Here is an 18,475-nt window from a genome sequence, read left to right on the forward strand (position 1 = left end):
CAGAGGGAGTAATCGGGCAACAGGCGCATGAGGCGATTTCGTACAGGGCATCTTCCATGGCACCGTCGCTCAGGTTGTACCAATGCTGCATGCAGTGAATACGCAGCATGGTCTCCAGCGGATAGGGCCGTCGGCCATTGCCCGCCTTGGGATAAAACGGCTCGATGACAGCGGTCATATTCTGCCATGGCAGAATCTGCTCCATGCGGGAGAGGAAAATCTCTTTTCGGGTCTGACGGCGCTTAGTGCTGAATTCACTATCGGCGAAGGTGAGTTGATGGCTCATGATGTCCCTCTGGGATGCGCTCCGGATGAATATGATGATCTCATATCAGGAACTTGTTCGCACCTTCCCTAGCCGATGGCTGGTTTAATCCAGCGCCGCTTAAATTATTTGGTAAATATAACCTGAGAGAGACCTTAACCATCGGTGAACCACAGGTCATCGCTGACATTTATATGAAGTTTGCAGACCGCGAAATGATCATCGGTAGTGATGCCGACTGGCAATATTGCGAAGGCGCTTATACCTTCAATAATATCTATTTGGGCGAGCGCCTGGATATGAAACTGTTTCGCGGAGACAACACCACCGATTTGCTGATGCCTGACTGGAAAAATGTGGTGCTGAGCAACGGGCCTGAAGGCCGTCTGGTCTCGAGTTTTATTCCGAAAATTAACCATACGTTGTCCCTCGGGGCAGAGCATATCCACGTCGTAGACGAAGAGACATTCATTATTGATTTCGGTGCCATCGTCACCGGATTTATCGATTTATCCATTACCGCGTCTGAGAATCAACGTGTGGAACTGCTCTATAGCGAAGACGTTGATGAAAACTACGAACTAAACACTGACTCCACCCTTGCGGGATTTGTCGGCAAACAGGTTACTGAAGGTGTGATTATTGACGGCGGAATTGGAGCACCGGCGAGGGCGGAGCAGAAGGATGCCTTTGAATGCCGCAGTGGGAAGAATCATTTTATCAATGCCTTTACCTGTCATTCGTTTCGCTATGTGCAGTTAAGCGGTATTAATATTGAACAATTAAACAACGTTCAGGCGCTTTCAGTACATACTGTACTAAGGGAAAACGGGGGCTTTTACTGCTCAGATCCTTACATAAATAAGCTCTTTGAGGTTGCTAAAAGAACCAAACTGAATAACATTCATTCGGTCTTCGGGGATTGTGCCCGCGAACGTTTCGCCTATGGCGGAGACATTGTCGCGTTGGCCCGGTCGCAAGTGTATCAGTTTGACTCTGCCGCTATTTATAAGAAAACTATCTATGATTTTATCAATGATATTCGTCCCTGTGGTGGTGTGACGGAAACTGCGCCATTTATGGGAATTAAGACTAATGGAGTCGGCGGGGAAACGGGCCCCCTGGGCTGGCAACTAGTATTACCTTATTTGATAGCCATTCACTATCGACATTATGGCAATGTCAATCTGCTGGCCGAAAGCTTGCCATTTCTTGAGAAGCAGATCCTCTCCCTGGAAATGCGCGACTTTGATGACCTGGTGACCTGCTGCCTGGGTGACTGGGGAAGCCGCGTTCATGATATGCGTAATTACAAAAATGGCTCGCCAGCTCTCCATTTCACCAGTGCTTGTTTCTATTATTATCATTTGTTAATTATCGCAAAAATATGTGATGATCTTGGCTTTAAAGAAAAATGGCTAAAATATATTGGCAAGGCCAATAAAATTAGAGAGAAAATTTTATCACTCTATAAGAATACGGATGGCAGCTTTGCCGATCGCAGTCAGACCAGCTTTGTTTTTGCAATCTACTTCGATTTGTGTGATGATATCGAGAGTTCATTGAATGCATTGATCGATCTCATCAAAAAAGAGCAAAATGTTATCACTTGTGGGATTTTTGGCCAAAGTTTTGCCTATGAAATATTTCATCGCTATGGTCATAATGAATTAATCCTTGAATGGTTAAGAGTCGAAGCCGGATTCAAGAAAATGCTTAAAAATGATGCCAGCACATTGAAGGAATTTTTCGGTGATAACCTGAATGGTTCGAATAATCACGCGATGTTCAGTTCTTATTCCAGTTGGCTGTTTCAGGCTTTGGGCGGCATTACCGTCGCTGAGGAGGCGGTTGGTGCTGATGTTATTTTAATCAGTCCATCCTTTACTGACACGATTAACTTTGTGGATTGCTGGCATCAAACCATCAGAGGGCGTATTGAGTGTCGCTGGCGGCGCTATAAAAAAGGCATTGAATTAGTCATCAAAGTGCCATTTAACCTCAAAAAATGCACCCTTAAATTACCAAAAGTGTATCAACTTAATAAACAATTACCTGCGCCGATAGACTGTGATACCTATCATCACTTTTATGACATTACCGATGCAGGTGAGATAAAAGTACTATTGTAATGATAGTGCATACCCAAACGTTCGCTCCAGTTAGGTACTTTTATGTTACACCATGATATTCATGAAAAGCTACTGGCTTATACCGATAGAGAACTCGAACTGCTTCGCGCTAACTATCAACTGTGTCATAAATTCAAAAGCCATATGGAGCGAAGGTTTTTCAAAGACAACTACATTCATATTGAAAAGCAGACCCGATTTACTAAAATTCCGTTGCATTCTCATGGCTTTATCGAGCTTATTTATATATATCAGGGTAAAATGCATCAGAAGATTAATGAAGAAAGTCTCACTTTAGGTAAGGGGGAGATCCTGCTTATCAACCAGTTTGCCAGACACGAAATTGAAGCCGCAGGGCAGAATGATATTATCATCAATTTTATTATTAAGACCGAATTTTTCGGTCGACTCATGTCACTTTTTGACGAAAATAACATCATTTCCCGTTTTATCCTTTCAGCAATTAATGGCAGAAAAAAACATGGAGAGCATATTCACTTTAAAGTGGGGGAAATCGACGCAATTCAAAACATTATGCATGTCATCATTAGCGAGATCTACAGTAATAACCACTTAAAAGAGATACGCGTCAATTTCCTGGTGGGACTGTTGATGACCGAACTGCTCTCGAATGTGCAAGCCAGCGATTACCATATCAACGGCAGTTACAATGAATCACTTGCCATGGCCGTGTTGAGATATATTGATACCGATTATAAAACTGCCAGCCTGAAAGAGATCTCCTGTCGTTTAAATCAGCCTAATTATAAGGTGAGTAAACTGATAAAAGACTTCACTGGCAAGAACTTTAGCGATTTGTTGGTTGAAAAACGCCTGGATGTGTTGATCCATCTCCTTAAGCATACTAATCACTCTATTATTGATGTTATTAATATGACGGGTTATGAAAACGCCTCACATTGTTATAAGGTATTTAAAGAGAAATATAATATGAGTATTAAGGAGTATCGTGATCTGAACTCCTGAATAGTAAATTGGCTCACAGCGTTCATGCTATTGCATGTTTTTGTAATAAGTAAAATCGGCAACAACCGATATATAAAAAGGCAAGCTGGGTTATAACACGGGTGGCATTCTTTAAATAAAATCAGATAAGCAATAAAAATAATAATTTTATTTATTTTATATCTCTTACCCGATGGAGTCTGAAGAATGAACCCCAGAATTATTATTTCAGGTGTTATCTCATGTTTTCTGCCTACGACCTTATGCCATGCGGCTAATCTAAGCGACGACGGCAGCTTCCAGTTAAATGGATATGGCATGGTGGCTGGAGATTTTCAGAGCGAACTAAACCGTCCCAAAAACATGTCGTTGCATACCGATCCCACCGGACCTAATCAGGATCCTCGTGGCAAAATGGGCGATTTGGGAAACAGTTTCTGGCACGATTACTGGACATCGCTGGCTATCACTAAAAAATGGCAGGGGCTGGCTTCTCCCGAGCAATGGGCTGATTACACCTATGAAATGGTGGGTTACGGCGATAAAACGGTAGAAACGGCACAGAATTATGGGCGCTTTGGTGGGCTCTCTTTTCTTCCCGAGGGCGCAAACATTTGGGCTGGGCGTCGTTACCTCGATCAACGTATTAATATCTTCGCTTACAATACCAAAGAAGTACATATTGATTCCGGCCTCGGTTATAACAGTAAGAATTTTGATTTGAACGTTGGTACCGACCAGATCGACTGGTCCAGCGATACCGCGCCGCAGGCGATAGAAGGCTCGCGGCGCATCGTTGATATGGCTTATCGTATCGATCAGACAGAGCTGGGTATGACCTATGTTAAAGAAATTGATGACCCATTGGGCACTGGCAAGCAGAAAGCAATTAGTTTTTCCGCGAAATACAGCATGCCGTCTTTTTGGGGAGTGGCAAAGGGACAATCGACAGTCAAATTACAGTATGGTAAAGGGGTTATTGCTCCTTATCTGAACACCAGTCGTATTACCGTCCTTAGCGAAGAGGGCGATTGTTCAATGCGTTTTTCCACCGACGGAAACTTGACGTTATTTGATGATTTTGCCGTCTCGCCGGCTTTCATCTATGAATATACCAAGCGTGAAAAAACTGCTGACCGAACCACCTTTATACCTGATACAGGTTATTCAGGGGGGGACATGACCTATGGTTCCGCAAATGAAACCGGGATCTTTACCGGCGTAAACGTTAAACAAAATATTCATCACCAAAATCTCTCCATGTTGTATGAAGTCATGGTGAATAACACTATCAATAAAAATGGCGTCGAAGGTGCCAGCGGCGTCGGCTACAAAATTGCCGCCGGCCCGGCCCTGCAACTGGATGTTTTACCGTATGTCGCGCCGATTCTCAGTTTGACGATTACCTACGCAGGTGGGGACAAAGAGGTCACGTTATTGCCGGAAGACTCGGAGTGGCGAGTCGGGTATCGAATGGAAGTCTGGTTCTGAATCATTACTACATCACTACAGGATATTACCCTATGAACAAACACGTCGCTGCTATGCTGACGATGCTTATTATTCCGTCTGCTTTTGCACAAACACCTTTAACAGACAGCAAAACTATCGTTATTAAACCCAGCGCTCTGGCCGTCGAGATGGTGCCTGATATTGCCTATTCATTTACGCAAAATATCATGGGACGACCGCTCCAGTTAACGATGGATTTGCTCAAGCCTTATGCTGATAAACCGTTACCCGCAGTAGTATTTATTACCGGCGGCGGCTTTCTCGATGCGCCCAAATCAAAATTCATCGGTCAGCGGGTCGATATTGCCCGGGCCGGTTACGTCGTCGCCAGCATTACCTATCGGGTCGTACCCAATGTGACTTTCCCGGGCATGGTTGAAGATGCGAAAACGGCGGTCAGATTTTTACGCGCCAATGCTGAAAAATTAGGCATCGATCCCAACCATATCGCTGTGATGGGCGAGTCGGCGGGTGGGTATTTAGCCGCCATGGTGGGTACCACCAGCGGCCATAAGGAATTCGACCAGGGAGAGTATTCAAATCAAAGCAGCGATGTGCAGGCGGTGGTTGATCTCTATGGCCTGTCCGATCTGACGAAAGTCGGGGCTGACTTTTCCGCGGACATTCAAAAAGCGCATCAGTCACCGGCCATACCAGAGGCGATGCTGGTTAATGGTATTCCCTGGCAAGGCGGTGGCGCGATCTCCGCCTATCCCGAAAAGGCGAAACGGGCTAATCCTATCACCTGGATTTCGAATAAAACGCCGCCTTTTCTGCTAATGAACGGCGATGCCGACAATGTGGTTTCACCCAGCCAGTCAACGCTTTTACACGAGGCGCTGGTAGCGAAAAAAATACCGTCCACCCATTACGTGGTGAAAGGGGCGGATCACGCAGGTTTGATGTGGTATCAGCCTGAAGTATCAAAAATTATTATTAATTTTTTAGACCAAAATCTCAAAGATAAGCATCAATAATACGTTACAGGAACAGGTAAATAAGATGAAAAAAATATTTTTGTGCTGCGCTGCCGGCATGTCAACGAGCATGGTAATGAATAAAATGAAACAAGCGGCCGCGGCGCAAGGCATTGCTGTCGATATTATTGCTGTTTCAATGGATGATTTTGATCGCACGTTACCAAATTACGATTGCTGTCTTTTAGGGCCGCAGATTAAATATAAATTCGAAGAATTTAACAAAAAGGCCGCTGCGGTGGGCAAGAGAGTCGCCGTTATCGATAGCATGGATTACGGCATGATGCGTGGCGATAAAATTCTTGCTGCGGCGCTGGCGCTGCTGGATGAACCTTCACTTAACAAGTAGGGAAACCGTATGGATATGGAAGCAACCGTCATGGAACTCATCATTAACGCCGGTGAGTCCCGCAGTCTGGCGATGCAGGCGCTGCAAGCCGCCAGAAAAGGAGTGTGGCAGGACGTTGATAGGCTGATGCAGGACGCCGCAGATGCCGCAAAACGCGCGCATGATGTACAAACCATGCTTATCGGTATGGATGAGGGCTGTGGCAAAGTACCGGTTAATCTTATTCTGGTACATGCCCAGGATCATATAATGACCTCTATGCTCGCGCGGGAGTTGATCGCGGAGCTTATTGAGGTTCAGCGCCAGCTGCAACATCGCAACTGATAAAATATGTCGCCGCCGGCACCTTCGGCGGCGACCGCCATCAGATATTCTCCAGACGAATGCCCCGCGTTCTCGGGCCGAAGATCCCCACCGACAGCATCACCATCAGCATACTGACGACGATAAAGCTAATCACCCCCGGCGTGCCGGCGTATTGCAGAATAATGCCGATCAGGATGCTGGTCACCGCGGTCGAGAGCCGGCTGAACGAGTAGCAGAAGCCGACGGCGCGGGCGCGAATATGGGGTCGGGAAGACCTCGGCCTGGTAGGCGTGATAGCTGATGGTCAGCCAGGCGTTGGACCAGGTGATCATAAACCCGCAAATCACCAGCAGAATCGGGTTGTTTTGCAGAGCGAACAGGGTGCCGAAGATAACGGTCATCAGCGCGGAGAGGACAATCTGCCACTTGTTTTCAAAGCGATGCACGAAGCGGGTGCAGAACAGACAGCCCAGCGGATAGGCGAGGGTGATAAAGAAGGCGTACAGCAGGCTATGGGTGATGCTGGCGCCCTGACCGGAGAGCAGCGCCGGCAGCCAGTTGCCAAAGCCGAAGAAACCGATCGCCTGGAAGAAGTTCATCACCATCAGCATCAGGGTGCGCTGCCGATACTGCGGCGCCCAGATTTCGCGGAAGGTGCCGCGTTTGACGACGCTCTGTGCCGCATGCGCATGCTTCGGCGACGGCGTCAGGCCGCAGCGGGCTTCCATCTCACACATCACCGTATGCGCGTCATCATGCCGCCCTTTGCTTTCCAGCCAGCGGGCTGACTCCGGTAGCTTTTTGCGGATAAACCAGATCGCCAGCGAGAACAGTGCGCCAAAGATGATCACCCAGCGCCAGCCGCTGAGGCCGAACAGGGTGGTCGGCACCAGCATCCAGGACATCAGCGCCACCGCCGGAACCGAGAGGAACTGGATGAAGAAGGCAAAGGCAAAGGCTTTATTGCGCAGATGGGTTGGCACCCATTCGCTGAGATAGGTATCAATGGTCACCAGCTCAATGCCGAGGCCGATCCCCACCAGAAAGCGGAAGAAGATCACCCCTTCCGCGCTACTCTGCGTCGCCATCAGCAGCGAAAAAAGACCGTACCAGGCGAGCGCCACCATAAAGGTCAGGCGGCGGCCCAGTTTGTCCGCCAGCGGCGCCAGCAGACTGGCGCCGATAAACAGCCCCATAAAGGTGGCGGAGGCGAAGGCCGCCTGGTCGGCGATGCCGAAGATGCCCGCCTGTCCGGTGTGGAAAATGCCCTCCGCCAGCAGGCCCGCGCTGATATACCCGGTCTGGAAGAGATCGTAGAGCTCAAAGAAGCCGCCAAGTGAGAGCAGGGTAATAAACGACCATAACCCAAATGAGGCGGGCAGCGCATCAATGCGTCCGGTTAAGCTGGCGTGCGGTTGTCCTGGCGAAGCATAGGGCGTTTCGCCGAGAACCTGGGTGGTAGACATGGTGTTGTGTTCCTCAGGAAGAATGGTTTGCCTGCTAATGTTAATTGATTGTTAATAGTTTTAAATTTTTAATCCTTAGCCTTAGCGACATTCTTTAGCGTAAGATCGCGCTGGGGAGACATAAAGATGATGTTCATGCTGGTTTTCGCCGCATCCCAGCGACGGAATTGAAGTAAATCACCGCTGACGGCATTTTAGTCGCCTGGCGATGTCACGCTACGCAGGACCCGCGAAAGACAAACTAAACGAATCGTCACCGGCGGCGTTTTCGTGCTTTACCCATTATTACCCCGGGCTATAATGTGCCCACTTTTATTCAGGAGTCATACGTTGGACAGTCACCCTTATTGCGATTTTCCGGCAAGCTAACGCGATCATTTCGCTGCTTGCCGTCCCGGCGGGCAGCAATCTCTCAGTTCCGGATTGCCTCCCTCAATAATTTATGCGCCATTGAGCGCGAGAGGCAGCGTTATGTTTATGTTTTCCAGACCCTTATTTCCTCCACCATCATCCACCGGCTAACCGCCCGGCGCGGCTGAGCGCTACATCTGTAATTTTTGGCTTTCTGTTTTCTGGAGGAAGGCGCGATGGTATTTCCTTATATGACTCATTTACTCGCGGCAATGTTGTTGGGGGCGCTGATCGGCGCGGAAAGACAGTGGCGGCAACGTATGGCCGGTTTACGCACCAATGCCCTGGTGGCCACCGGCGCGGCGGTGTTTATTCTCAGCGCGATGTCGGCCTCGCCGGACAGCCCGGGGCGTATTGCAGCGCAGATCGTCTCCGGTATCGGCTTTCTTGGGGCAGGGGTGATTATGCGCGATGGCATGAACGTCCGCGGCCTCAATACCGCCGCCACGCTGTGGTGTTCGGCCGGGATCGGCGTACTCTGCGGCCTGGGTCAGTTCTGGAACGCGACGGCGGCTACGCTGATTATTCTGTGCGCCAATATCCTGCTGCGCGAGGCGGCGCAGCGCATTCATGCCTTGCCGGGGGCCGGTGACGAAGAGAAACGCTATGTCTTACGCGTCACCTGTCTGCGCGAACATGAAAATGCCGTACGTCAGCTGTTGCTGAATATTGCGCAGCAGCAGCGGTTTACCCTGCAGGGATTGCAGTCGGCGGCGGCGGACACCGCGGACCATCTGGAGATTTGCGCGCAGCTGATTAGCCATAAGCAGCACCAAAAAACGCTGGCGCAAATTATGGCGCAGATGGGCGTTCAGCAGAACGTCACATCGGTGCACTGGCGTGTCGGAGAGGCGTAGGGCTGGCGGCGGAGCAGCGGAAACGGCCGCTCGTCGCGCGATTCGCCATCCCGCGGGAAAGCGGCTAGAATGGCCTCCTCGCAGGAGGTTATAAGAATGTTAAATAATGGATGTGTACCCTCGGAATCTGGTCCCACAGAGGTGACGGCTGATTTTCGTTTTACCCGCGTGATGGCCGAGCAGGCGGCGCGGGCGCGTCTGACGCTGGACGACGATCAGCTGTCACTCATCGCCCGCCTTGACGCCCTCGGTCAGCAGTTGGTGTCCACGACAGGCAGGCCGCAGGGGGTATACGTCTGGGGACGTACCGGGCGAGGGAAAAGCTTTATCCTCGACCACTTTTTCGCCAGCCTGCCGCTCGCCGCCAGGCGGCGGGTCCATTTTCATCACTTCTTCCGCGAACTGCACCAGCGGCTGAATGCCCCCGGAGCGCCCGACCTGCAGACGGTGATGAGGCAGATGACATCCGGTTGCCGCCTGCTATGCTTCGACGAATTTCATCTGCATGACCCCGGCGACGCCATGCTGATTAAAGCCTTGCTGGAACATCTCTTTCAACACGGTATCGTGCTGCTGGCCACCTCAAACTACCCACCGGAGATGCTGCTGCCCAATCCGCTGTATCACGATCGCTTTTTACCGTCGATCGCGCTGATCCGCGCCCATCTAACGGTGGTGGCGCTGAACGGCGAGGAGGATTATCGCGAACGGCATCTGAGCCAGGATAACGCCTTCTGCAGCGGGCGGATGTGGGTTAATCCGAATGCACAACAGCGTCAGCTGTATGACCTGCCGTCGCTGCCTGGCGAACCGGTTTCGCTGACGGTAGGCTATCGCACGCTGCTGGCGGCCGCGGCGTCGCCCGCGTTGCTGCACTTCACCTTTACCCAGCTTTGTCAGGCCGCCACGGCGGTGATGGACTATCTGACGCTCTGCGAAAGCTATGCCATCTGGCTACTGGACGAGGTGCCGCCATTGGCTACGGTGGGGCCGGCGGCCCAGCAGCGCTTTATCAATGTGATTGATGTGCTGTATGAAAAGCAGATCCGCCTGCTGTTGGTGACCCGCTGCGACCTGGAGACGCTGGTGGCAGGGGTGGAACTGGAGGATATTCAACGAACGCGGAGTCGCCTGCAACAGCTGCCGCGGGCGGTATAAGAAAAACGCCCCGGCGGGAGCCGGGGCGAGAGGATTACAGATCGAAGCGGTCGAGGTTCATCACCTTGGTCCAGGCGGCAACGAAGTCATGCACCAGCTTCTGCTGCCCGTCGGCGCAGGCGTACACTTCCGCCAGGGCGCGCAGTACCGAGTTGGAGCCAAACACCAGATCCACGCGGGTGGCGCTGTACTTCGCTTCGCCGGTTTTACGGTCGCTGCCGGTAAACAGCTCCGCGTTATCATCGGCCGCTTTCCAGACGGTAGCCATATCCAGCAGATTGACGAAGAAGTCATTGCTGAGCACGCCGACGCGGTCGGTAAACACCCCGTGTTTGCTGCCGTCGTAGTTCGCGCCCAGTACGCGCAAGCCACCGACCAGCACGGTCATTTCCGGGGCGGTTAGCGTCAGCTGCTGCGCTTTATCGATCAGCAGGGTTTCCGTCGAGACACCGCCTTCGATACGGCGATAGTTGCGGAAGCCATCCGCCAGCGGCTGCAGCAGATCAAACGACTCGACGTCGGTCTGCTCAGGCAGAGCGTCGACGCGGCCTGGGGTAAACGGCACATTGACGCTGACGCCGGCGGCAGCGGCTGCCTGCTCAACGCCGACCACGCCGGCCAGCACGATAATATCGGCCAGCGACGCTTTGCCGGAGGCGCGCTGGATCGCCTGCAGGGTCGGCAGCACCCGGCTGGCGATGGCGTTAACCGGCCAGTCTTTCTGCGGGGCCAGCGCCAGACGCGCGCCGTTAGCGCCGCCGCGTTTATCGCCGCCGCGGAAGGTGGAGGCGGACGCCCAGGCAACCGAGACCAGCTCACTGACCGACAGGCCGGCGCCGGCGATGGCGCTTTTCAGGCTGGCGATATCTTCCGCGCTCGGCTGATGTGTCGCTGCCGGCAGCGGATCCTGCCAAATCAGATCTTCTTTCGGCACTTCCGGCCCGAGGTAACGGGATTTTGGCCCCATATCACGGTGGGTCAGCTTGAACCACGCCCGGGCGAACGCCTCGTTAAAGGCCTGCGGATCGTTGAGGAAGCGGCGGGAGATTTTTTCAAACTCCGGGTCGAAGCGCAGGGTCAGGTCGGTGACCAGCATGGTCGGTTTGCGCTTTTTCTCCGGGTTAAACGGATCCGGGATAATCTCCGGCGCGTCTTTGGCTTCGAACTGGATCGCGCCAGCCGGGCTGCGGGTCTGCACCCATTCGTATTTGAACAGGTTTTCGAAAAAGTAGTTGCTCCACTGGGTGGGCGTCTGCGTCCAGACCACTTCCAGACCGGAGGTGATGGCGTCCGCGCCTGCGCCGCTGCCGTAGCTGGAGTGCCAGCCCAGACCCTGCGCTTCCAGCGGCGCGGCTTCCGGCTCGGCGCCGACGTGGCTGGTTTCTGCGGCGCCGTGGGTTTTGCCCAGCGTATGGCCGCCGGCGATCAGCGCGACGATCTCTTCATCGTCCATCGCCATATTGCCGAAGGTGGCGCGAATGGCCGCCGCGGCGGACAGCGGCTCGCCGCTGGCGTTCGGACCTTCCGGGTTGACATAAATCAGACCCATTTCGGTGGCGCCGATGGCCTGTTTCGCCAGGCTTTCCGGATGACGGTGGGCCAGCCACTCTTTCTCATCGCCCCAGTCGACGTCGAGATCCGGTTCCCAGACGTCTTCGCGACCGGCGCCAAAGCCAAAGGTGCGGAAGCCGGCGTTTTCCAGAGCGACGTTACCCGCCAGCATGTAAAGGTCGGCCCAGGAGATTTTCTGGCCATATTTCTGTTTCACCGGCCACAGCAGACGGCGGGCCTTATCGAGGCTGACGTTGTCAGGCCAGGAGTTCAGGGGGGCAAAGCGCTGCTGCCCACGACCTGCGCCGCCGCGACCGTCAACGGTGCGGTAGGTGCCGGCGCCGTGCCAGGCCATACGAATAAACAAGCCAATATAGCTACCCCAGTCTGCCGGCCACCACTCTTGCGAATCGGTCAGCAGCGCTCTGAGATCAGCCTTCAGCGCGGAGTAATCGAGCTTTTTAAACTCTTCCCTGTAGTTAAAATTCTCACCCAACGGGTTTGAGCGATTGGAGTGCTGGTTTAACAGATCGACACGCAGCTGGTTCGGCCACCAGTCGCGGTTGGCGGTGCCGCTGCCGGCGCTCTGTTTTGGCGTCTCGGCGTGGAAAGGGCACTTCCCGGCGGATGCATTGTTGGATGGGTCGTTAGACGTGCTCATATCAGGCTCCGTTTGCTTTTGTGAATGCCGTTACGATATACACTGCTACCAATAAGCGATATTTGAATGAATCTACGGATTTAATAGCTATTTCCGTTCAATGAAGGGTTAGGCAACCCCCTGGTGGGACCGTGTCGGCCTGGAGATTGAGATTAACCTCATTAGTAACCATAGCCGTAACGAGGCGGCAAAGGAAACGATCCGCGTCAAGCTGGGCGAAGGAATGCTAATTGTTTGAGATATGACAAGTTTTACTACGAATCTCGCATTAGCGCTGCCAGTAGGGCGGCGATCCAAACACGTCGGCAAAATAGTCAATCACTGTCCGCACGTTGAGAGAGGGATGGCGGGTATAAGGATAAATCGCCGCGATATACGATGGCGTGTGGCTGATGGCCGCCGAATAGCGATCCATCAGCGTGACTAATGTCCCGTTGTGCAGCGCTTCGCTGACCATCCAGTCGGGAAATAACACGATCCCCATCCCGCCGATGGCTGAAGTGAGCAGGGCATCGGCATTGTTCGAGGTCATGAGCGGGGTCAACGGATAGTGCACCCATGCCTCTTCGCGCTGGCGAAACAGCCAGCGGTTGGCTCCCTGCGAACCGCCATACACCAGCGTGCGATGTTGATGCAATGCCTCCGGCGAAGTCGGGCTGCCGTACCGTGAAACATACTCCGGGGAGGCGGTCAGGTAATAGCGCTGGCTGCCAAACACTCTGGCGTGATAGCCCGCGTCCGGCAGGCTGCTGATGCGAAAAAGGATATCCGTCGCATCGCGATGGGGATCGATAAAATCGTCGGTCAGCATCAGGTCAAACTGCAGTTTGGGATGCCGGGCCGCCAGTTCCGGAAGCCAGGGGGCGATATGCCGCTGACCAAAATAGACCGGCGCATTGATCCGCACCAGTCCGCCGGGGACCTGTGCCCGATCCTGTAACGCCCGTTGCGCGTCGGCGTACTGTCCCAGCAGTTCCCGGGCGGACGCTGCGAAAAGGCGTCCTGCTTCGGTCGGTACCACGGCACGGGTGTTGCGGTAGAACAGCTGCTGCCCGAGGGCATCTTCCAGCTGCTGGATGGTTCGCGAGATCAGCGAGGGAGAGACCCCTTCGCGGCGGGCCACTACGGAAAAACTCTGGTTATCGTAAACCGCGATGAAAAGCTGAAGGGCGCGAAAATCGACGCTGCTGGCATCGGCCATCTGTGCAATTCCTGCAATAGTGTTTTCTGCATTATACCGTTTATCGCATCAGCACGCTGTTTTATCCTCAGCCGCCTGTTGTACAGAGGAGGCGCAGTAATGGCGTTATTATTCATTTTATTAGTGATTGCCGGCGGCATGGGATTATCGGTCGAGGCCGGCCTGCTGGGGCCGCTGGCGAGCCAGGTGGGGGATCTGTGGGCAACCATGAGCATCTTTGGGATTGGCGCAGTGTTAACCTTTTTTCTGATGCTCTTTTTCAGCCCGCGTAGCAGCCCGTCGTTCTTTTCTCTGCCCGGCTGGCAACTCACCGGCGGTCTGTTGGGGGCGGGGTACGTGGTGATCTTGACCATGGCGACGCCGGTGATTGGTATTGCCATGACCATGATCGGCATCCTGGCGGGTCAGGTGGCGAAAAGCCTGGCGATCGACCATTACGGGTTATTCGGCAGCCCACGGCGCAAAATCGATCCGCGGCGCGCCATGGCGCTGATGTTGATTATGGCGGCGTTACTGCTGGTGGCTCTGGGTTAAGGAGGGGAAATGGATACGATAGTGATCATTCTGGCACTGTGCGGCGGCGCATTGCTTAGCGTCCAGGCGGCGATAAATGGCCGTCTTGGCAGCCAGGTGGGGGTGCTGCGCAGCGCCTTTTTAACCTTCGCCACCGGCGCGCTGGTGACGGGATTGCTGATCCTGTTTTTTGCTCCAGCGACGTCGGTAAACCTGCTACAGGTGCCTAAGTGGCAGCTGCTGGGCGCTTTTTGCGGCGTGCCCTACATCGTCATTATGGTGCTGGCGGTGCAGCGGATAGGCACCGCTACGGCTACCGTGGCGGTGATCTTTGGCCAGCTGACGATGAGCCTGCTGATCGACAACTTTGGCTGGCTGGGCAACAGCACGATGGCGTTCTCGCCGGCGCGACTGGCGGCGGTGATATGTCTGGCCCTCGCGCTGTACTTAATCTATACCTCAGGGAAGTCGGCTACCTCCCACGAGGCGGCCCGCGCAGAACAGTGAGCTGCGCCGACGCGTCGGGCATCGTGAATATAGCCTGACGCGTCACGGGCAAGGTTAAGAATAACGATCCCTCTAACATGCTGAAACATTTCTGCCAGATCATTAGCAACCTTTCAGTAGGGCTGACGCTGCGATAAGGCTATGCTTCCCGGCCGTTACGCCGTTGGCTTTTCCAGTGATTCAGGTGATGTACCGCTAATGCCCCTTTTGAGAGACGAAATTCGCGACCACTCCGCGGAAGAGATGCTGTTTATCCGCCGGGCCGCAATTGCTTTTCTGCTGGTGGTGGTCTGCTTTGGCGTGCTGATCGTTAACCTCTACCATCTGCAGGTGGAGCAGCACGATTTTTACCAGACCCGGTCAAACCAGAACGACATCAAAATGCTGCCCATCGCCCCCAGCCGCGGGCTGATATTCGATCGCAACGGCATTCCGCTGGTGCAGAATATCACCCTGTATCGCCTGCAGGTGATCCCGAGCAAAATTCCCGATATGGCCGCGCTGTTGCAGCAGCTGACGCCTATCGTCGACCTGACGCCGGACGACATCGCCAGCTTTCGCGACGATATGCACCACACCAGCCGCTACAAAGCGGTCACCCTCAAGTCAGACCTCAGCGATGTGGAGGTGGCCCGCTTCGCGGTCAACGAATTCCGTTTCCCCGGCGTGACGGTGGAGAGCTACCAACAACGGGAATACCCCTACGGCGCAGAGCTGGCGCACGTGGTGGGCTATGTGTCGAAAATCAACGACAGCGATCTGCAACGGCTGGCGAAAAACGGCGAAGAGGAGAACTACGCCGCCGACCGCAATATCGGTAAGCAGGGCATCGAGGGCTATTATGAAAAAGCGCTCCACGGCACCACCGGCTATCAGGAAGTGGAGGTGGATAACCACGGCCGGGTGGTGCGTCTACTGAAAGAGGTGCCGCCGGTGGCCGGAAAAAACATCTATCTGACTCTCGACCTTCATCTCCAGCAGTATATTGAGTCGGTGCTGAAGGGACAGCGGGCGGCGGTGGTGGTGGTCGACCCGCGGGATGGCGGCGTGCTGGCGATGGTCTCCAGTCCCAGCTACGATCCTAATCCGTTCGTCAAAGGTATCGGCTATCAGGCCTATAAATCGCTGCTGGAGAATCCGGACCGGCCGCTGATCAACCGCGTCACCCAGGGGCTATATCCTCCGGCTTCGACGGTCAAACCCTATATGGCGCTGTCGGCGCTCTCCGCTGGGGTCATCACCCCGAACACCACCTTCTTCGGGGCGCCGACGTGGACGCTGCCGGGCACGCAACGCCGCTACCGCGACTGGCTGAAAACCGGCCACGGCATGCTCAACGTGACTAAAGCCATCGAAGAGTCAGCGGACACCTTTTTCTATCAGGTCGCCTTCGAGATGGGCATTGACCGGATCCATGCATGGCTGAGCAAGTTCGGCTACGGCCAGTCCACCGGCATCGACCTTAATGAGGAGTACGCCGGGGTGCTGCCCAGCCGGGAGTGGAAACAGCGGGTGCATAAAAAGCCCTGGTATCAGGGGGACACCATCTCGGTCGGCATCGGCCAGGGGTACTGGATCGCCACCCCGATCCAGATGGTGAAGGCGCTTACCACTCTGCTGAACAATGGTAAAGTACAGGATCCGCATCTGCTCTATTCGATGAAGCAGGGCAACCATGTGGAACGTTATCAGCAGCCGGCGAACCTGCCGCAGGTGGGTGACCCGAAATCCCCGTACTGGGGCATTGTGCGCAACGGCATGTATGGGATGGCGAATCAGCCCAACGGCACCGGCTATAAGCTGTTCCATACCGCTCCGTACCAGATCGCGGCGAAGTCCGGCACCTCGCAGGTGTTCAGCCTGAAGCAAAACCAGACCTATAACGCCAAAATGATCCCGGTGCGTCTGCGCGACCATATCTTCTATACCCTGTTTGCCCCTTATCAGCATCCGAAGGTGGCGATGGCGCTGATCCTGGAGAACGGCGGCGGGGATGGGGTGGTGGCCGGACCGACGGCGCGCGCCATCCTGGACCACATCTTTGTTCCGCAGCAGGCGTCATCCGCGGCGGCTGACGTGCCGCAGCGTGACAGCGCCGATGCCCAGTAAGCGGCTGGACTTATTCCGGACGCGCATCGTTCATAGATATTGGTTATTTGTCCCGCGGCTTTCCGGGCGGCATAGTGATGGCAGGAACATGACCCGGAGCGAGGAGGAAAGGTGACACGTAACCGATTACTGCTGGTCCAGACCGGCACGCCGCCGACGGCCATTCGCCAGGCGCATGGCGATCTGCCGCGCTGGTTTCGCACGCTGCTGGCGCCGTGGCAGACGCAGCTCACCACGGTGCGGGTGTTTGAAGATGAACCGCTGCCGACGCCGGATAACCAGACCATAGCGGTGCTAACCGGCTCGTGGGCGATGGTAACCGATCGTCTGGCGTGGAGCGAACGGACCGCCGACTGGATCCGGCAGGCGGTGGCTATCGACATGCCGCTGTTCGGCGTTTGTTATGGTCATCAGCTGATGGCCCATGCCCTGGGGGGTGAGGTGGCGTATCATCCTGGCGGGCGGGAAAGCGGCAGCCAAACCATTACGCTGTCGCCATGGGGTGTCGATGATCCGCTGCTGAGCGGCCTGCCGGCTACATTTCCTGCGCATCTGAGCCATTTGCAAACCGTGACTCGTCTGCCGGAAGGGGCCACGGTGCTGGCCGCGTCCGCCCACGATCCCCACCAGATTGTGCGCTATGGGCCGCACGCGGTCTCTACGCAATTTCACCCGGAATTTACCGCGCCGATAGCCCGTTCGCTGATCCGCCACCGGGAGGCGGTGCTGCAGGCGGAAGGTATTGACGCGCAGCGGTTACACGACGAGGTGCAGGAGAGCCCGCAGGGCGCGGCGATCCTTACGCGCTTCGTCAGCGCCTTTCTGACCCCGGATGCCCCCGGCCATTAATCCCCTGTCGTGAATAGCACCTGCCAGCGGCGACGCCGGCGGGTCATTTCGCGTGCCAGATCGGCCACCTCTGCAACGCGCAGCGCGTCGACCGCCTGCGGCGTTAGCTCTGGTAAACCATACTCCTGACGCAGGGCGGACAGCGCCCGCGCCTCTGGCGGCCTGCTGGCGCGGATCTGAGCGGCCAGGCGCTGCTGTAGCGGTCTGAAGGTCGCCTCATCCATGGGGGCCAGCTGGCGCAGAAAGTCTTTACCACAGCGCAGCAATTCCCCGGCGCGGCGATCCGGGGACTGGAGCGCCATCAGCAGCCCGTCGCGATCGGCGACCCGCTGATAGCGGCAGCTCACCACATAGCCAATCTGCTGCTCCACCCGCAGGCGCTGGAAAAATAGCGGCTCACAATGCTGCGCCAGCAGCCGCAGGGCCGCCAGCGAGGCGCCATCCGGCAGCGGAATGAAGACCAGCAGCGCCGTATCGCCTCCAGGATAAACCAGACGTTCGACGCCGCGGCGGCAGGGCGCCGGAGCGGGCATCGGCGGATTAACCGGGGCGGTAATCAGGCTCAGCTGACGCGCTACCCACTGCGCATCTTCTGCGCTGCCGCCGGCCAGGGCCGCCAGCCAACCTTTCTGATGCCCGGATGTACCCAGCCGTTCGGGGAGTTGAGCCATGAGATGACGGATAG

At 54.9% G+C, this 18,475-nt stretch carries 14 protein-coding genes and 3 pseudogenes; 12 read left to right on the forward strand and 5 right to left on the reverse strand.

Going from position 1 to position 18,475, the window contains the following annotated elements; translation table 11 throughout:
* Positions 1 to 286 (reverse strand): IS5/IS1182 family transposase (locus tag HMPREF1024_RS20955; RefSeq protein WP_009307803.1); only part of this gene is annotated, 286 nt, incomplete at its 3' end.
* A 53-nt stretch (positions 287 to 339) separates the two neighbouring features.
* On the opposite strand from HMPREF1024_RS20955, the gene HMPREF1024_RS20950 reads away from it, so the two are divergent.
* The 6 genes and pseudogenes from HMPREF1024_RS20950 (at position 340) to HMPREF1024_RS20925 (ending at position 6,525) form a co-directional block, all read left to right on the forward strand.
* Positions 340 to 2,397, forward strand: coding sequence for a family 78 glycoside hydrolase catalytic domain (locus tag HMPREF1024_RS20950; RefSeq protein WP_262362443.1), 2,058 nt, complete (start codon positions 340 to 342; stop codon positions 2,395 to 2,397).
* 42 nt (positions 2,398 to 2,439) lie between these two features.
* Positions 2,440 to 3,384, forward strand: a complete 945-nt coding sequence (locus HMPREF1024_RS20945) for a helix-turn-helix transcriptional regulator (RefSeq protein WP_004180047.1) — start codon at positions 2,440 to 2,442, stop codon at positions 3,382 to 3,384.
* A 186-nt stretch (positions 3,385 to 3,570) separates the two neighbouring features.
* The gene (locus tag HMPREF1024_RS20940; protein ID WP_009307805.1) at positions 3,571 to 4,854 is read left to right on the forward strand and encodes a carbohydrate porin; all 1,284 of its coding nucleotides are present in this window, start codon (positions 3,571 to 3,573) and stop codon (positions 4,852 to 4,854) included.
* A 32-nt stretch (positions 4,855 to 4,886) separates the two neighbouring features.
* Positions 4,887 to 5,842: pseudogene (locus HMPREF1024_RS20935) on the forward strand (alpha/beta hydrolase fold domain-containing protein).
* 35 nt (positions 5,843 to 5,877) lie between these two features.
* Complete coding sequence (locus HMPREF1024_RS20930) at positions 5,878 to 6,201, forward strand: PTS sugar transporter subunit IIB (protein ID WP_004180042.1); 324 nt, start codon at positions 5,878 to 5,880, stop codon at positions 6,199 to 6,201.
* Positions 6,202 to 6,210: 9 nt separating this feature from the next.
* Complete coding sequence (locus tag HMPREF1024_RS20925) at positions 6,211 to 6,525, forward strand: PTS lactose/cellobiose transporter subunit IIA (protein WP_004180041.1); 315 nt, start codon at positions 6,211 to 6,213, stop codon at positions 6,523 to 6,525.
* 40 nt (positions 6,526 to 6,565) lie between these two features.
* Here HMPREF1024_RS20925 and HMPREF1024_RS20920 read toward each other — a convergent pair.
* A pseudogene (locus tag HMPREF1024_RS20920) lies at positions 6,566 to 7,973 on the reverse strand (MFS transporter).
* 587 nt (positions 7,974 to 8,560) lie between these two features.
* Between HMPREF1024_RS20920 and HMPREF1024_RS20915 the strand changes: the two are divergent.
* Positions 8,561 to 9,241 (forward strand): MgtC family protein, encoded by a 681-nt coding sequence (locus HMPREF1024_RS20915; RefSeq protein WP_002906011.1) that lies wholly within the window; start codon positions 8,561 to 8,563, stop codon positions 9,239 to 9,241.
* Positions 9,242 to 9,337: 96 nt separating this feature from the next.
* Positions 9,338 to 10,399, forward strand: a complete 1,062-nt coding sequence (zapE, locus tag HMPREF1024_RS20910) for a cell division protein ZapE (RefSeq protein WP_009307807.1) — start codon at positions 9,338 to 9,340, stop codon at positions 10,397 to 10,399.
* Between the two features lie 34 nt (positions 10,400 to 10,433).
* On the opposite strand, the gene katG is transcribed toward zapE, so the two are convergent.
* On the reverse strand, positions 10,434 to 12,611 hold the full coding sequence (gene katG, locus HMPREF1024_RS20905) for a catalase/peroxidase HPI (protein WP_004180028.1): 2,178 nt from the start codon (positions 12,609 to 12,611) through the stop codon (positions 10,434 to 10,436).
* 268 nt (positions 12,612 to 12,879) lie between these two features.
* Complete coding sequence (locus HMPREF1024_RS20900) at positions 12,880 to 13,812, reverse strand: LysR family transcriptional regulator (RefSeq protein ID WP_004184162.1); 933 nt, start codon at positions 13,810 to 13,812, stop codon at positions 12,880 to 12,882.
* A gap of 99 nt (positions 13,813 to 13,911) precedes the next feature.
* Here HMPREF1024_RS20900 and HMPREF1024_RS20895 point away from each other — a divergent pair, with 99 nt between their 5' ends.
* The 4 genes from HMPREF1024_RS20895 to HMPREF1024_RS20880 all read left to right on the forward strand — a co-directional run bounded on the left by HMPREF1024_RS20895 (position 13,912) and on the right by HMPREF1024_RS20880 (position 17,790).
* Positions 13,912 to 14,346 carry a DMT family transporter gene (locus tag HMPREF1024_RS20895; protein ID WP_004143693.1) on the forward strand — a complete coding sequence of 145 codons (435 nt, stop codon included), beginning with the start codon at positions 13,912 to 13,914 and terminating at the stop codon, positions 14,344 to 14,346.
* Positions 14,347 to 14,355: 9 nt separating this feature from the next.
* Positions 14,356 to 14,832 (forward strand): DMT family transporter, encoded by a 477-nt coding sequence (locus HMPREF1024_RS20890; RefSeq protein ID WP_004143692.1) that lies wholly within the window; start codon positions 14,356 to 14,358, stop codon positions 14,830 to 14,832.
* Positions 14,833 to 15,030: 198 nt separating this feature from the next.
* Entirely contained in the window at positions 15,031 to 16,941 is a 1,911-nt protein-coding gene (gene mrdA / locus HMPREF1024_RS20885; protein ID WP_009307808.1) for a penicillin-binding protein 2, read from the forward strand.
* Positions 16,942 to 17,052: 111 nt separating this feature from the next.
* Positions 17,053 to 17,790 carry a glutamine amidotransferase gene (locus HMPREF1024_RS20880; RefSeq protein ID WP_009307809.1) on the forward strand — a complete coding sequence of 246 codons (738 nt, stop codon included), beginning with the start codon at positions 17,053 to 17,055 and terminating at the stop codon, positions 17,788 to 17,790.
* On the opposite strand, the pseudogene HMPREF1024_RS20875 reads toward HMPREF1024_RS20880, so the two are convergent.
* Positions 17,787 to 18,475 (reverse strand): annotated as a pseudogene (locus HMPREF1024_RS20875) (pyrroloquinoline quinone biosynthesis protein PqqF); the annotation flags it as partial. The gene HMPREF1024_RS20880 and the pseudogene HMPREF1024_RS20875 sit on opposite strands and share 4 nt — an antisense overlap.

Origin of the sequence: Klebsiella sp. 4_1_44FAA (assembly GCF_000238715.1) — a bacterium.
GTDB classification, from domain to species: domain Bacteria; phylum Pseudomonadota; class Gammaproteobacteria; order Enterobacterales; family Enterobacteriaceae; genus Klebsiella; species Klebsiella pneumoniae.

Coding starts and splice junctions, on each gene's coding strand:
- HMPREF1024_RS20945 (WP_004180047.1), top strand. CDS start 2,440: ATGTTACACCATGATATTCATGAAAAGCTACTGGCTTATACCGATAGA.
- HMPREF1024_RS20940 (WP_009307805.1), top strand. CDS start 3,571: ATGAACCCCAGAATTATTATTTCAGGTGTTATCTCATGTTTTCTGCCT.
- HMPREF1024_RS20930 (WP_004180042.1), top strand. CDS start 5,878: ATGAAAAAAATATTTTTGTGCTGCGCTGCCGGCATGTCAACGAGCATG.
- HMPREF1024_RS20925 (WP_004180041.1), top strand. CDS start 6,211: ATGGATATGGAAGCAACCGTCATGGAACTCATCATTAACGCCGGTGAG.
- HMPREF1024_RS20915 (WP_002906011.1), top strand. CDS start 8,561: ATGGTATTTCCTTATATGACTCATTTACTCGCGGCAATGTTGTTGGGG.
- zapE (WP_009307807.1), top strand. CDS start 9,338: ATGTTAAATAATGGATGTGTACCCTCGGAATCTGGTCCCACAGAGGTG.
- katG (WP_004180028.1), bottom strand. CDS start 12,611: ATGAGCACGTCTAACGACCCATCCAACAATGCATCCGCCGGGAAGTGC.
- HMPREF1024_RS20900 (WP_004184162.1), bottom strand. CDS start 13,812: ATGGCCGATGCCAGCAGCGTCGATTTTCGCGCCCTTCAGCTTTTCATC.
- HMPREF1024_RS20895 (WP_004143693.1), top strand. CDS start 13,912: ATGGCGTTATTATTCATTTTATTAGTGATTGCCGGCGGCATGGGATTA.
- HMPREF1024_RS20890 (WP_004143692.1), top strand. CDS start 14,356: ATGGATACGATAGTGATCATTCTGGCACTGTGCGGCGGCGCATTGCTT.
- mrdA (WP_009307808.1), top strand. CDS start 15,031: ATGCCCCTTTTGAGAGACGAAATTCGCGACCACTCCGCGGAAGAGATG.